A 14,055-nucleotide genomic window follows, 5' to 3' on the forward strand; every position below is an offset into this window, starting at 1 on the left:
CCTTGTGCGGGCCGGGGGGGGGGGCCCTCCGCCGGGGGGGGGGGCGGGGCGGGGGCGGCCCCCCCCGCCCCTGCTGCGCGCGCATTCCATCTGCGCCGCCAGGAAGCGGTAGTGACGGCCGCTGGCCGTCAACCTCATTACAATCGACCCCATGAGTGACATCACCGTTCTGGTCGCCGACGACCATCCCCTGCTGCGTGCTGCGGTCGTGCATTCGCTGCGCCAGGCGCTGCCGCAGGTCAATGTGATCGAAGTGGCCAGCGCCGCGACGCTGGAGAGCGCGCTCGATCAGCATGCAGAGATCGAGCTGGTCCTGCTCGATCTGACCATGCCCGGTGCACGCGGGTTCTCCTCGCTGCTGCATGTACGCGGCGCGCATCCGGATGTGCCGGTGGTGATCGTGTCCTCCAACGACCACCCGCGGGTGATCCGGCGTGCGCAGCAGTTCGGCGCGGCCGGCTTCATTCCCAAGTCGGCGCCGGCCGAGACCATCGGCCAGGCCGTGGCCGCCGTGCTCGACGGCGGCGTGTGGTTCCCGGCAATGGCTGCGCAACGTTCTGAATCCGATGCCCTGCTGGCCGCGCGCCTCGCCCAGCTCACCCCGCAGCAGTTCCGCGTGCTGCTGAGCCTGGCCGACGGCCTGCTCAACAAGCAGATCGCCTACGAACTGGGCCTGGCCGAGAACACGGTCAAGGTGCACGTCACCGCCATCCTGAAGAAGCTCGAGTGCCACAGCCGAACGCAGGCGGCGGTGCTGGTGAAAGCGCTGGAGCCGGAAGGGGATGCCGGCGCCGGACTGTAGAGGCTCAACCTCAGCTGCGATGCCGCACCAGCAGTTGTGTCATCAGCGCCCGCAACGCCGGTGGGCGTACCGGCTTGGACAGGAAGCCCCAGCCATTCTCCATCGCCTGCGCCTTCAACGCATCGTCGCGCTCGGCGGTGACCAGGATCACCGGTGGGCGTGCCTGCCACAGCGTGCACAGTGCTTCGTACAGGTCCGGGCCGTGCCACTGGCCCATGCGCACGTCCAGCAGCAGCAACTGCGGCGGGTTGAAGGCCGAGGCGATCTCCAGCGCCGGCTGCGGGCCATCGGCCAGCGCCACCGTGCATCCCCAGCGTTCCAGCAGCGCGCGGGTAGCCGCGCATACGCGCGGGTCGTCGTCGATGCTCCAAACCCGGCAGCCGCGCAGCGGGCTGTCGTCGCCCGGCTCGGCGTTCGGCACCGGGGCGGCGGCGGGAAGGGGTACGTCGGCGGCGGCGCCCAGCGGTACGTCCACCGCGAACACGCTGCCGCTGCCCAGGGTGGAACGCAGGTGGATGCGGTGCCCCAGCAGGCGGCCGATGCGCTCGACAATCGCCAGGCCCAGCCCGGCGCCGCGCTCCTGGTCCACGCCGTCATCCAGGCGGCGGAACTCTTCGAAGATCTCGCGCTGCAGGCTCTCGGGAATGCCGGGGCCCTGATCGTGCACTTCGATACGCAGCTGATCGCCGGCGCGCCGGCAGCCAATGAGCACGCGGCCGCGCGGGGTGTAGCGCAGCGCGTTGGAGAGGAAGTTCTGCAGGATGCGGCGCAGCAGGGCTTCGTCGCTCACCACCACCGCGCAGGTGTCCACCCAGTCCAGCTGCAGACCACGGCCTTCGGCGGCAATGCCGAATTCGCGCGCCAGCGTTTCCAGCAGCGGCGACAGCGCGAAGGCATGCACGTGGGTCTGCAACGTGCCGGACTCCAGCCGCGAGATGTCCAGCAGGCTGTTGAGGATGGAATCCTGCGCGGCCAGTGCGGCATCGACATGCTCGCTCAATTCCCGCGCATCGCCGCCCAGCTTGCCGCGCAACACCGAGACGAACATGCGCGCCGCGTTGAGCGGCTGCAGCAGGTCGTGCACCGCCGAGGCCACGAATCGTGATTTGTAGCGGTTGGCGCGCTCGGCCTCGCGCCGTGCTTCGTCCAGATCGCGGGTGCGCTCGGCCACGCGATGCTCCAGGGCATCGGCCAGCGAGCGCAGCTCGCGCGCGGTGTTCTTGTAGCTGGTGATGTCTGCATAGCTGGTCACGAAGCCGCCGTCGGGCAGGGGATTACCGCGTATTTCCAGCACGGTGCCGTCGTCCTTCTCGCTCTCGCGCATGTGCGGGCGGCCGCTGCGCAGATGGTTGAGGCGACGCTCGATCGCTTCTTCGATCGGCCCGGGCCCGAGCAGGCCACGGCGCGCGTTGAAGCGGAAAATCTCTTCGATCGGCCGCCCGACCTGGATCAGGCCGGACGGAAACCGGAACAGCTCCAGATAGCGCGCGTTCCACGCCACCAGCCTCTGCTCGTTGTCGATCACCACCACGCCCTGCGGCAGGTGGGCCAGGCTGCGGCTGAGACCGCTGTCGGCCTGCTGGGCGGCCTGCAGTACACCGTCCTGCGCGGTACGCAGCTCCTGCGCATGCTGTTTGAGTACGCTTTCCAGCTCACGCCGGCTGCGCTGGCGATGGGCGGCCAGGCGCCGCCGCTGCTGGATGAACAACACCAGGAAGCCCAGTGCCAGCCATGCCGCACCGCCGCCGATGGCGGCACTGCGCCCGGCGCTGGTGGCAGCGCCGGCATCGTGCAGCAGGTGCAGGTTCCACTGCTCCTCGGGCAGTGCCAGAGTCTGCCAGAGCATCTCGCCCGGCAGCACAGGATCAAGCAGGTGGACCATCCGGCCGCCATCGTCCAGCACGCTGCCGGTGCGTACCCGCAGCGGTTGCAGCGAGCGGTCCGCGTACTGGCGGCTGTCGAGCATCTCGCGGCGTTCGGCGGCGCCCAGCGGGCGCAGCAGCCGGTAGCGCCAGGCGTCGCGGTTGGCCAGGAACACCACATCGTGCTCGTCACTGGCCAGCACCACGTCCGGGCTGGTCAGCCATTCCTGCTCCAGCGCGGCCAGTTCGATCTTGATCACCACCACGCCGATGCGCGCGCCGTCTTCCTCGATCGCCTGCGACAGGTAGTAGCCGGGCACGCCGGTGGTCATGCCGATGCCGTAGAACCGGCCGTGGCCGGTGGCCAGCGCCTGGCGGTAGTAGGGGCGGTAGCTGTAGTCCTCGCCGACGTTGCTGCTGGCCTGGTCCCAGTTGCTGGCGGCCACGGCCACGCCGTTACGCCCGACCAGGGTCAGGGTGGAGGCGCGGGTGACCTGGTTGGCGCGCTGCAGTTTCAGGTTCAGCCGCTGGCGGGCGGCGGCATCGGGGCGCCGCTGCAGCGCCCCGCGCAGGTCCGGGTCCAGCGCCAGCACCTGCGGCAGCGTGCCGAAGCGGTCGATGCGCTGCTGCAAGCCTTGCGCGTACAGCTCCAGCTGGCGCTGCACCTGGCCGCTCTCGGCGGCCAGCGCGCGGCGCCAGGCGTAGTGGCCGGCCGCGGCCGCGCACAGCAAGGTGCCGCCGATCATCACCAGCAGGGTCAACAGCAGGGTGCGGTGGCGGCCGAGCCAGTACATGGGCGGCAGTCTACGATCGCGCGGCGGGCGTGGTGTGCACGCCCGCCGCGCCGGTTGCGGTCGGCGGCGCAGGGCTCAGAAGTGCATCTGCGCGCGCAGTTCGAAGATTTCCGGCTGGCTGCGCACGCCGCGCCGGCTGGCATCGACCTTGACGTAGTTCGCCTGGAACTTGAAGTGCGAGGTCAGGTACCAGTTGGCGCCGATGGTCCAATCATGCTGGCGGCCGCCGAACACGTCGGCATCGTCCAGATCGATACGGCTGTAGCGGGTCACCAGCTCCACCGCGCCGTAGTCGTGGGCCGGCTTGACGTTGGCCACGGCACCGGCGTTGTACGGGCGCGATTCGCCGGTCAGGATCCAGCTGGCCATCGCGTACTGGCCGTTGCCGGTGTAATCCGGCTTGCCCTCACGGCTGACCGTGGTCTGCAGCGCTTCGCCCTGCAGCGAGAACGGGCCGCGGATCCAGATGCCTTCCAGTCCGGTGCGCACGATCTTGTCGGCGGTGGTCAGGGCACCGGAGTCGACCAGGCGGATGTCGGTCAGGCCGGCTTCCGGACGCGCACGCAGGCGCGCGCTGGCGGCATGCGAGACATCACGGCCATCGCGGTAGCCGCGCGGGTTTTCCTGCGAATAGGCCAGGCCCAGGTGGACCACGTCGCCTGCGGCCTTGACCGGAGTCCACACGCCGCGCACGGCCTGGGTGGTGCCGGGGTTGTCGCCCTGCAGGTCCTTGCCGCCATAGGCGCCGGCCTGCAACAGGTACTGCGGGCGCTCCAGCACCCATTCGGCACCGGTGCGGCGGCCTTCGTAGAACGCCTGCACGGGCAGGGCCGTTTCCAGGAAGCTGCCGGCGCGCGAGGAGGTGCCGGCATCCAGGCCGACCGGGGTCTTCATGTAGCCGAAGCGGAAGCGGCCGATGTCGCTGCCGAAGAAGGCCTTGCTTTCGAAGCGCACGAACACATCCAGCCAGGTGTCGGCCTGGAAGTCGTAATAGACCATGGCGTCGTACACGCCTTTCTTCTTCAGGGTCGCGCCGAACTCCTTGCGGCGCACGGCGTCGGCATCTTCGATGCCACTGCCGTCGGAGAAGTCGTTGAGGTCGTAGGCAATGTTGGCCGTGGCTGCCAGCTCGGTACCGTCACTGAAGGTGGTCTTGGTCGGCCAGTTGTCCCAGTCGGCCGCGGTGGCGGCGAGCGGGGCGGTGGTCAGGGCCAGGGCGATGAACAGGGGCGTAGGGCGCATGGGCGGTAGCTGCTAGATAAGGGTGGGGCAGAACAACAACGGCCGCGGACGGCAAATCTGTGGGTCTCTCCCCCTGATCCGCTGCCGGGCCACCCGCCGCCGTGGGGGCGCGGTGCCGGGGCAGTGTAGGCAGTCCGGCCAGCTGAACCGGGGGGCTAGTACCAATAGGTTATCTGCGTTGGCGAGATGCGGGCGTAAAAAGGCCACGCCAGATGCCGCCCAGCGCGGCCGGCATCCTTCGTGACACTGCCGGAGCTTTCCATGCACGTTCCCACCACCGCCCCGCTGGCGGCCAAGCCGCTGCCGTTCTACCGCCAACTGTATTTCCAGGTCGTGGTGGCGATCGTTCTCGGTGCCATCCTCGGCCATTACGAGCCGGCCTTCGCCGAATCGCTCAAGCCGCTGGGCGACGCCTTCATCAAGCTGGTGAAGATGATCATCGCCCCGGTGATCTTCCTGACCATCGTCACCGGCATCGCCGGCATGACCCACCTGCGCACCGTGGGCCGGGTCTTCGCCAAATCGATGGCCTACTTCCTGTTCTTCTCCACGCTGGCCCTGATCGTGGGCATGGTGGTGGCGCACGTGGTGCAGCCGGGCGCGGGGATGAACATCAACCCGGCCGATCTGGACCAGACCGCCGTCAACGGCTATGTGCAGAAGTCGCATGAGCTGACCCTGGTCGGCTTCGCGCTGGACATCATCCCGGCCACCCTGGTCAGCGCCTTCGTCGAAGGCAACATCCTGCAGGTGCTGTTCGTGGCGGTGCTGTTCGGCATCGCGCTGGCCCTGACCGGCGCCAAGGGCCGCCCGGTGCTGACCTTCCTGGAAGCGCTGACCGCCCCGGTGTTCCGCCTGGTCCACATCCTGATGAAGGCGGCTCCGATCGGTGCGTTCGGCGCGATCGCCTTCACCATCGGCAAATACGGGGTCGGCTCGCTGGTCAACCTGGCCTGGCTGGTCGGCTCGTTCTACCTGACCGCCTTCCTGTTCGTGGCGGTGATCCTGGGCGTGGTCTGCCGCCTGTGCGGGTTCTCGGTGTTCAAGCTGGCCCGCTACCTCAAGGCCGAGCTGCTGCTGGTGCTGGGCACCTCCTCCTCGGAATCGGCGCTGCCCTCGCTGATGGAGAAGATGGAAAAGGCCGGCTGCAGCAAGTCCGTGGTGGGCCTGGTGGTCCCGACCGGCTACTCGTTCAACCTGGACGGCACCAACATCTACATGACCCTGGCGGCGCTGTTCATCGCCCAGGCGACCAATACCGAGCTGACCCTGGGCCACCAGATCGCCCTGCTGCTGGTGGCGATGCTCAGCTCCAAGGGCGCCGCCGGCGTCACCGGGGCCGGCTTCATCACCCTGGCCGCCACCCTGGCCGTGGTGCCGGAAGTGCCGGTGGCCGGCATGGCGCTGATCCTGGGGGTGGACCGCTTCATGAGCGAATGCCGCTCGCTGACCAACTTCATCGGCAATGCGGTGGCCACCGTGGTGGTCTCGCGCTGGGAGAACGCGCTGGATCGCGACCGCCTGGCGATGGTGCTGGACGGCCGCGAAGCCGAGCTGCCGCCGCTGGTCGTCGCCGACCTGCCGGACACGCTGCCGGCCCCGGCGCACTGAGCCCGATGACCTGATTGTGTGGTGCATGGTCGTGCCGTTCCTGCCGGGGCGTCGCGGCCATGTTTTATTTTGAAGGCCCGGTGCGCGGCGCTGGAATATGTGCGGTTGCAGCATGACCGCGACAGCGTAGCGACAGGTCCGTCCACGCCAACGGGGGTATGATCCCCTGTTCCTCTCGCCCATTCATCTGCAGAAAGCGATGTCCAACGAAGATTTCAAACAGGCAGCCCTCGACTATCACCGGCTCTCGCCGCCCGGCAAGATCAAGGTCACCGCGACCAAGCCGATGTTGACCCAGCGCGATCTGTCGTTGGCGTACTCCCCGGGCGTGGCACACGCCTGCGAGGCGATCATGGCCGACCCGCAGCAGGCCAGTGAACTGACCGCCCGCGGCAATCTTGTCGCCGTGATCTCCAATGGCACCGCCGTGCTCGGCCTGGGCAACATCGGCCCGCTGGCCGGCAAGCCGGTGATGGAAGGCAAGGGCGTGCTGTTCCAGAAGTTCGCCGGCATCGATGTGTTCGACATCGAGATCGATGAGAACGACCCGGACAAGCTGGTCGACATCATCGCCTCGCTGGAACCGACCTTCGGCGGCATCAACCTGGAAGACATCAAGGCGCCGGAGTGCTTCATCGTGGAGCGCAAGCTGCGCGAGCGCATGAACATCCCGGTGTTCCATGACGACCAGCACGGCACCGCGATCATCGTCGGCGCGGCCGTGCTCAACGCCATGCTCGTCACCGGCAAGAAGATCGAAGACGTGAAGCTGGCCACCACCGGCATGGGCGCAGCGGGTATCTCCTGCGTCAACATGCTGGTCTCGCTGGGCCTGAAGAAAGAGAACATCCTGGCCTTCGACCGCGACGGCGTGATCCACACCGGCCGCACCGATCTGGACCCGGAGAAGGCGCGTTACGCGCGTGATACCGACAAGCGCACGCTGGCCGAGATCGTCGATGGTGCGGACATCTTCCTGGGCCTGTCGGCCCCGGGCATCCTGACCGCGGACATGGTCAAGACCATGGCCAAGGATCCGGTGATCTTCGCCCTGGCCAACCCGACCCCGGAAATCATGCCGGAGGTGGCCCGTTCGGTTCGCCCGGACGCACTGATCGGTACCGGTCGTTCGGACTACCCGAACCAGATCAACAACGTGCTGTGCTTCCCGTACCTGTTCCGCGGTGCGCTGGACGTCGGTGCGACCGCGATCAACGAAGAAATGAAGATCGCCTGCGTGCACGCGATCGCCGCGATGGCACGCCGCGAGGCCAGCGACCTGGGCTCGGCCTATGGCGATGAGACCCCGAGCTTCGGCCGTGACTACCTGATTCCGCGTCCGTTCGATCGCCGCCTGCTGGTGGAGCTGTCGGCTGCCGTGGCGCAGGCCGCGATGGATTCCGGTGTAGCCACCCGTCCGGTCGCCGACATGGGCGCCTACCGCGAGAAGCTGGCCCAGTTCGTCTACCGCACCAGCCTGATGATGAAGCCGGTCTACGACCGCGCCCGCTCGGACAAGCAGCGCGTGGTGTACGCCGAAGGCGAGGAAGAAGTGGTGCTGCGCGCGGTGCAGAACGTGGTCGATGAAGGCCTGGCGCAGCCGATCCTGATCGGCCGCCCGGACGTGATCGAGGCCCGGGTCGAGCGCCTCGGCCTGCGCATGAAGGCCGGTGTCGATTTCGACATCACCAACATCAACGACGATCCGCGCTTCAACGAGTACTGGCAGTACTACCACAACCTCACCGGCCGTCGCGGTGTGACCGTGGCCGCCGCCAAGAACCTGATGCGCTCGCGCCCGACCCTGATCGCGGCAGTGATGGTGGCGCGTGGCGAAGCCGATGCGATGCTGACCGGCGTGGTCGGCCGCTTCCACAAGAAGCTTGGCTACGTGCGCAGCGTGCTGCCGCTGGAAGCCAAGGTGACCTCCACCTCGGCGATGACCGGCGTGATCAACCAGCAGGGCGTGTTCTTCTTCGTGGATACCCACGTGCAGGAAGACCCGACCGCCGAGCAGATCACCGAAGCGACGCTGCAGGCGGCTTATCGCATGAAGCTGTTCGGCATCGAACCGAAGGTGGCGCTGCTGTCGCACTCCAACTTCGGCAGCCACGACTCCAAGGACGCGCTGAAGATGCGGGCGGTCCGCGAGATGCTGCTCAAGCGCAACCCGCGCTTGAACGTGGATGGCGAAATGCAGGGCGATACCGCATGGGATGAAGCCCTGCGCCAGAAGCTGCTGCCCAACAGCACGCTCAAGGGCCGTGCCAACCTGTTCGTGCTGCCCAACCTGGAAGCGGCCAACATCGCCTACAACCTGGTGCGCGTGTTCACCGACGGCGTGGCGATCGGCCCGATCCTGATGGGCGTGGCCAAGCCGGTGCACATCCTGACCACCAGCGCGACCTCGCGCCGCGTGCTCAACATGACCGCCATCGCGGCCGTGGATGCGCAGATCCGCAAGCAGCTTGAGGCGGAGAAGAACGCCTAAAGCGTTCTTTCCACCTCAAGTTGCCAAAACGCGCCCTTCGGGGCGCGTTTTGGTTTCGCGCTGCGAAACGGGTAGCTGCCGACCGTGGGTCGGCAGGCCTCAGTAAAAGGAACGACGCGACGGTCCCTTTTTGCCTTCGCCGTGCGGTCGCTGTGGCACGTGCATCTGCCACACACGCGCCGCACAGACGTCATGGCTCTGCAACCTCCCAAGCGCCCAATACCCCCACGCGGCCCGGCCGTGGTGGCGCTCCGGTGGGGGCGTCGCCACCCTGGGCCCGACCAGCTCCTCCACGATCAGCCACGGGAACAGTGTCATGCGCGATCCACGCACGAAGCGGTATTTCCAGCAGTTGTTCGCGTTGTACGCCGGCTTGGTCGGCGCGCGCTGACCCACGAAAGCCTACCGACCCACCGTCGTTACCTGCCATCGCCCCGTGGGCACCGATGGCACCGATGGCCCTGTGGGCACCGTGGGCACCGATGGGCACCGATGGGACCGATGGCACCGATGGGACCGATGGGACCGATGGGACCGATGGCACCGATGGCACCGATGGCACCGGTAGTGCCGGCCGCTGGCCGGCTCCTCGCAGACGCCGATCAGGCCCGCGGAGCAATCAGCGTGTCCGCACGTACTGCGCCCACAACCGCGGCAGCGATGTACCGCTGAGCGTTTCCCACAGCGCCGGCGTATAACGGCCCTCACGCAGGGCGCCATCCAGCGCCTTCACCAGCCCGGGGTGCTGCGCCTCGCTCCACGCCAGGAACGCACCGGTGACCCGGTAGCCGGTATCGAAGTTCTGCTCCGGTTTGACCTGCGTCGGCAATGCCCAGCCCGCCCCGGCGTTGTCCTTGCCGTAGCGGTTGCGCGCGTAATCGGCGATGCCTTCCACCAGCCAGCCCGGCACACGCGCATTGGCGTACTCCGGGTAGCCCTGCACGATGTGCATCGCCTCATGCGTGACCAGATCGATGTCACCCGGGTGCTTGGCCAGCCAGGCCGGATTGATCGTGATCGTCGCCGCCTGCGCCTTCTCGCCGACAAAGGCGATGCCGTCGTAAGCCGGGTCGATCACGATGCCGACCTGCGTCGGTGCGGCCGGATGGAAATCGGCGCGCTCGCGCAGATACGCGCCGAAGAAGGTCTCGATGATGCGCTCCCGGACCGGCGCGGCCAGCGCATCGCTGGCGTCGCGGTAGTGCAGGGTCACGTCCTCGCGGGTCTGCGTGGTCTCGAATGCGTGCGCATCGGCGAGCCCGGCGCTGACGAGCAGGGCGGTCAGCAGGCAGCGGGTGATCGGCAGGGCAGTGCTCATCGCGCCGCCGCCGGTGCGAGCAGTTCGACTTCCGCCAGCTGCAGGCGACCCGGTGCACCGATGCGCAGCCGGTACTCGGCGTAGCGGCCCGGCTGGGCGATGCGGAACGGTCGGGTCTGCATCGCCCAGGCGAAGGCTTCGCCGCGGCGCTGGTCGACCTGCACCCAGCGACCACCGGTGGTGCGCGCTTCCAGGGTCCATTCACCGCCGCGGATGGGGCCATTGCCGCTGGTCAGCGTGTACATCGACGGCGTGCCCGCGGCGACGTTGCTGAAGGTGATCGTGCTCGAGCCGCCCAACGGCAGTGCCGTGGCCGCATCGTCATCGATCAGGGCCTCCGCCGCGCGGCCATCGCCGAGCTGGGCGGTGGCCCCACCGCCCAGCAGATCATGCAGCAGGGCCGGCTGCTGGCCGCGCGCGGTGAGCGAGCGCGGTGCATCATCCGGGCCGGTGCCCCAGCGCGAGGGTTCCGGGCCCATGACGAAGTCCAGCGTGGCGCCCTTGGCCAGCAACTCGTGCGGCAGCCAGGTCTTGGTCCACGGCGTGCCGTTGACCTTCAGCGACTGCACGTAGATGTTGCGGTCCGAGTTTTCCGGTGCGTTGACGGTCAGTACCGCGCCGCCCTGCAGCTCGACGCGGGCATGGCGGAACAGCGGCGAGCCGATCACGTACTCCGGTGCACCCATGCGCAGCGGGTAGATGCCCAGCGAGGCGAACAGATACCACGCCGAGGTCTCGCCGTTGTCCTCATCGCCCGGGTAGCCCTGGCCGATCTCGCTGCCCAGGTACAGGCGCGACAGGATTTCGCGCACATGCTGCTGGGTCTTCCACGGCTGCCCGGCATACAGGTACATCCACGGAATGTGGTGCGCCGGCTGGTTGCTGTGCGCGTACATGCCCATGCGCACATCGCGCGCTTCGGTCATTTCATGGATGGTGCCGCCGTAGGAGCCGGAGAACGCGGCGTCGGCGGTCTCCGGCGTGGCGAAGAACGTGTCCAGCTTGGCCGCCAGCTGCGCGCGCCCGCCGTACAGCGCCGCCAGGCCTTCGCCGTCGTGCGCGGCGGTGAAAGCGAACGTCCAGCCGTTGGATTCGGTGTAGTCATGGCCCCACACGCGCGGGTCATAGTCCTTGGCGTCCAGGCGCCAGCTACCATCTGGTTTGCGACCCTGGAAGAAGCCTGCGGCGGGATCGAACAACGTGGCGTAGGTGCCGGCACGGTGGCGGAAGTAGTCGGCCTCGGTGGCGTAGCGTTCGCGCGCGGCCGGCGTATCGGCCTGCTTGGCCAGGGCCTCGGCCATGTTGGCCACGCCGAAATCGTTGAGTGCGCCTTCCATCGTCCACGACATGCCCTCGTGCACATCGGCGGTGGCATAGCCACGGAACGTGGAACGGTCCATGCCCTTGCGCCCGACGTGTCGGTCCGGTGGCACCACGGTCGCGTTCTTCAGCGCGGCAGCGTAGGCCTCCTGCGGGTCGAAGCCACCGATGCCCTTCAGCCACGCATCGGCGAAGGCCACGTCCGAACTGGTGCCCACCATCAGGTCGGCGTAGCCGGGCGAGGACCAGCGCGCGACCCACCCACCGGCGCGGTACTGCTCCAGGAAACCCTGCACCAGCGCGCCGGCATCGTCCTTGGTGAACAGCGCATAGGCCGGCCAGGTGGTGCGGAAGGTATCCCAGAAGCCGTTGTTGACGTACACCTTGCCGTCGCGCACCGGCGCGAAGCTGCGCGTGGCGCTGCCATCGGTGTTCTCATCCGAGGCGCTGGCCTGGCTGGCATAACGCCAGTCCGGTGCCGCCGCGGTGCCGGCGTTTTCATGGCCGGAATTGGGGTAGAGGTAGAGGCGGTACAGGTTGGAGTACAAGGTGGTCTTCTGGTCGTCACTGGCATCGCCCACATCGAAGCGGGCCAGGCGCTGGTCCCACGCCTCCTGCGCACGCGCGGCCACGCGATCCACATCGTCGGCAGCAGCCACTTCCAGGGCGAGGTTATGACGGGCCTGCTCGACAGAGATCAACGAGGTGGCGATGCGCATGGAGACGCGACGGTCGGGACCCGCATCGAACTTGATGTAGCCGGTCGGGCGGCCGGTCTTCACCGTGCCGCTGCTGCGCCACGGGCGGTCGAAACTGGCCACCACATACATGCGGGTGGCGCCGGTGGACAGGCCGCTGCGCGTGTCGGTATAGCCGGAGAGTGTCTGCGTGGCGGCATCCAGCGTCAGCCCGCCGCGCGCGTCGACGTTGTCGAACAGCAGGTTGGCATCACCGCCTGCGGGGAACGCGAAGCGGAACACCGCGGCGTGGTCGGTCGGTGCGATCGAGGCGGCGATGCCGTTGTCGAAGCGCACGTCATAGCGGTACGGGCGGGCCTGCTCATTGTCGCGCGAGAAGCTCAGCGCACGCTTGCTGCGGTCGGCCTCGGGCACGCCACGGGTCGCCGACGGCATCACCTGGAAGGTCTGGCGGTCGCCCATCCACGGGCTGGGCTGGTGGCTCAGCGCCAGCGCCTGCAGGCGGGGCCGGTTGGCCGTATCGTTCTGCTCGTTCCAGCGATACAGCCAGGTCAGTGAGCCGGCGTCGGTCACCGGCGTCCAGAAATTGAAGCCGTGCGGCACGGCGGTGGCCGGGAAATTGTTGCCGCGCGAGAAGGTGCCATTGGCCTGCGTGCCGCGGGTGGTCAGCACCCAGTCGGAGGGACGCTGCGGCGTGCTGCGCGGTTGCGCGTCCAGGCGGACATCGTCGATCCAGCCGGCCACCGGTGCGCCGTCGGCGCTGGCCACCTCCAACTCGAGCGCGACCACGCGACGCCCGCGCAGGGCCGGGGTATCGCCCAGGCGAACGGCTTTGCGCGCCCACTGCTGCGGGTACAGCGTCTTCGATTCGCCCTGCGCACGCGCACCCAGCGCCACGCCGTGGTGATCACGTGCGGTGCTGGCCGAGACGCGGCTACCGTCGTCGAGCACCAGATCGAGCGAGACGTAGGTCGAGGCGACGGTGTCCTTGCCGACGATCTCGGGCAGCACCAGCCAGGACAGGGTGGTATCGGCGTCGATGGCCAGGTCGGTCGTGAACAGCTGGCGGCGCGCGTGGCCGCCGGCGCTGGCGTACTGCAGCGCATGCAGGCCGCTGTAGCCGACGCCGGGTTTGGCGGCATAGGGCGCCACCGGCCCGGTGCCGATCCGCACCTGCAGCGCGCCGTCGCCGGCGGCCGGGGCGGGCTGACCCGGCTCGAACGAGGTCTGCAGGCCCTGCGCGGCAGCCGGCAGGGCGATCGAGGCGCAGGCCAGGGCCAAGGCGAGGGGAAGGGCGCGGCGGGCGGGGCGCAGGTCGGACAGGGTCATGCAAGGGTCTCCCGGGAAGGGCAGGCGGCAGGCAGGACCCGCATCGATGGCCACGGCGGACGGCGTCGCCCCAGCCGTCGGCAGACGGCAGGAAAGAGGCGATGCATGTCCGGTGGGGGGCGGGCAGGCGATCGGGTCGATGATCGGTACCCGGACGATCCTGCATCACGACAACTGGCCCTGACAAGTGAAATTAGTTCGATCTAAATCCGGCAAATTCGTTTCAACGCCCATTGTTGACAATGAATTTGGATCGATTTAAAAACACCGGTGGCCGCTAGGATGCCGTGATCGGCTCCGCGCCGTGCCCGGCGGGGTGCAGCGGCCTTCGGCGGCCGCCAGATGCTAGAATCGGCGGTCTCGCAACCCCCTTTGTGTGTCCACGCCATGAGCCATACCGCCACCGCGCCCGCCAATGCCGAGAAGCGTTACACCGTGCACCGCAGCGACCTGCCGCTGAGCTGCCCGACGCCGGAAATGGCGCTGTGGAACTCGCACCCGCGCGTGTACCTGCCGATCGAAGACGAGCCCAACTGCGAGGCCGCGTGCCCGTACTGCGGCGCCGTGTTCGTGCTCGCCGACTGATCC

The 14,055-nt window shown here is 68.2% G+C and carries 8 protein-coding genes; 4 read left to right on the top strand and 4 right to left on the bottom strand.

Annotated elements, in window-relative coordinates:
• Nucleotides 1-151: 151 nt before the first annotated feature.
• Nucleotides 152-802, top strand: coding sequence for a response regulator transcription factor (locus ABE483_RS15345; protein ID WP_313209137.1), 651 nt, complete (start codon nucleotides 152-154; stop codon nucleotides 800-802).
• 10 nt (nucleotides 803-812) lie between these two features.
• Here the strand turns inward: ABE483_RS15345 and ABE483_RS15350 are convergent, their stop codons facing one another.
• Both ABE483_RS15350 and ABE483_RS15355 read right to left on the bottom strand, forming a co-directional pair.
• Nucleotides 813-3,458 (bottom strand): PAS-domain containing protein, encoded by a 2,646-nt coding sequence (locus ABE483_RS15350; protein ID WP_346481972.1) that lies wholly within the window; start codon nucleotides 3,456-3,458, stop codon nucleotides 813-815.
• Nucleotides 3,459-3,533: 75 nt separating this feature from the next.
• The gene (locus tag ABE483_RS15355; RefSeq protein WP_346481973.1) at nucleotides 3,534-4,700 is read right to left on the bottom strand and encodes a porin; all 1,167 of its coding nucleotides are present in this window, start codon (nucleotides 4,698-4,700) and stop codon (nucleotides 3,534-3,536) included.
• Nucleotides 4,701-4,961: 261 nt separating this feature from the next.
• Here ABE483_RS15355 and ABE483_RS15360 point away from each other — a divergent pair, with 261 nt between their 5' ends.
• Together ABE483_RS15360 and ABE483_RS15365 are read left to right on the top strand one after the other, a co-directional pair.
• Complete coding sequence (locus ABE483_RS15360) at nucleotides 4,962-6,311, top strand: dicarboxylate/amino acid:cation symporter (RefSeq protein ID WP_121039654.1); 1,350 nt, start codon at nucleotides 4,962-4,964, stop codon at nucleotides 6,309-6,311.
• A 199-nt stretch (nucleotides 6,312-6,510) separates the two neighbouring features.
• Nucleotides 6,511-8,802: an NADP-dependent malic enzyme gene (locus ABE483_RS15365; RefSeq protein ID WP_121039652.1), complete on the top strand. Its 2,292-nt coding sequence runs from the start codon at nucleotides 6,511-6,513 to the stop codon at nucleotides 8,800-8,802.
• Between the two features lie 619 nt (nucleotides 8,803-9,421).
• Here ABE483_RS15365 and ABE483_RS15370 read toward each other — a convergent pair.
• Both ABE483_RS15370 and ABE483_RS15375 read right to left on the bottom strand, forming a co-directional pair.
• Nucleotides 9,422-10,120: a basic secretory protein-like protein gene (locus ABE483_RS15370; RefSeq protein ID WP_346481974.1), complete on the bottom strand. Its 699-nt coding sequence runs from the start codon at nucleotides 10,118-10,120 to the stop codon at nucleotides 9,422-9,424.
• Nucleotides 10,117-13,467 carry a GH92 family glycosyl hydrolase gene (locus ABE483_RS15375; protein ID WP_346481975.1) on the bottom strand — a complete coding sequence of 1,117 codons (3,351 nt, stop codon included), beginning with the start codon at nucleotides 13,465-13,467 and terminating at the stop codon, nucleotides 10,117-10,119. Before ABE483_RS15375 ends, ABE483_RS15370 begins: the two co-directional genes overlap by 4 nt.
• Nucleotides 13,468-13,854: 387 nt before the next feature.
• Here ABE483_RS15375 and ABE483_RS15380 point away from each other — a divergent pair, with 387 nt between their 5' ends.
• On the top strand, nucleotides 13,855-14,052 hold the full coding sequence (locus ABE483_RS15380) for a zinc-finger domain-containing protein (protein ID WP_019183790.1): 198 nt from the start codon (nucleotides 13,855-13,857) through the stop codon (nucleotides 14,050-14,052).
• Nucleotides 14,053-14,055: the final 3 nt, after the last annotated feature.

Source organism: Stenotrophomonas sp. TWI602, assembly GCF_039674045.1.
Lineage (GTDB): Bacteria > Pseudomonadota > Gammaproteobacteria > Xanthomonadales > Xanthomonadaceae > Stenotrophomonas.

Excerpts from the sequence above, each read along its gene's own strand:
- ABE483_RS15345 (WP_313209137.1), top strand. The coding sequence starts at position 152 with ATGAGTGACATCACCGTTCTGGTCGCCGACGACCATCCCCTGCTGCGT.
- ABE483_RS15350 (WP_346481972.1), bottom strand. The coding sequence starts at position 3,458 with ATGTACTGGCTCGGCCGCCACCGCACCCTGCTGTTGACCCTGCTGGTG.
- ABE483_RS15355 (WP_346481973.1), bottom strand. The coding sequence starts at position 4,700 with ATGCGCCCTACGCCCCTGTTCATCGCCCTGGCCCTGACCACCGCCCCG.
- ABE483_RS15360 (WP_121039654.1), top strand. The coding sequence starts at position 4,962 with ATGCACGTTCCCACCACCGCCCCGCTGGCGGCCAAGCCGCTGCCGTTC.
- ABE483_RS15365 (WP_121039652.1), top strand. The coding sequence starts at position 6,511 with ATGTCCAACGAAGATTTCAAACAGGCAGCCCTCGACTATCACCGGCTC.
- ABE483_RS15370 (WP_346481974.1), bottom strand. The coding sequence starts at position 10,120 with ATGAGCACTGCCCTGCCGATCACCCGCTGCCTGCTGACCGCCCTGCTC.
- ABE483_RS15375 (WP_346481975.1), bottom strand. The coding sequence starts at position 13,467 with ATGACCCTGTCCGACCTGCGCCCCGCCCGCCGCGCCCTTCCCCTCGCC.
- ABE483_RS15380 (WP_019183790.1), top strand. The coding sequence starts at position 13,855 with ATGAGCCATACCGCCACCGCGCCCGCCAATGCCGAGAAGCGTTACACC.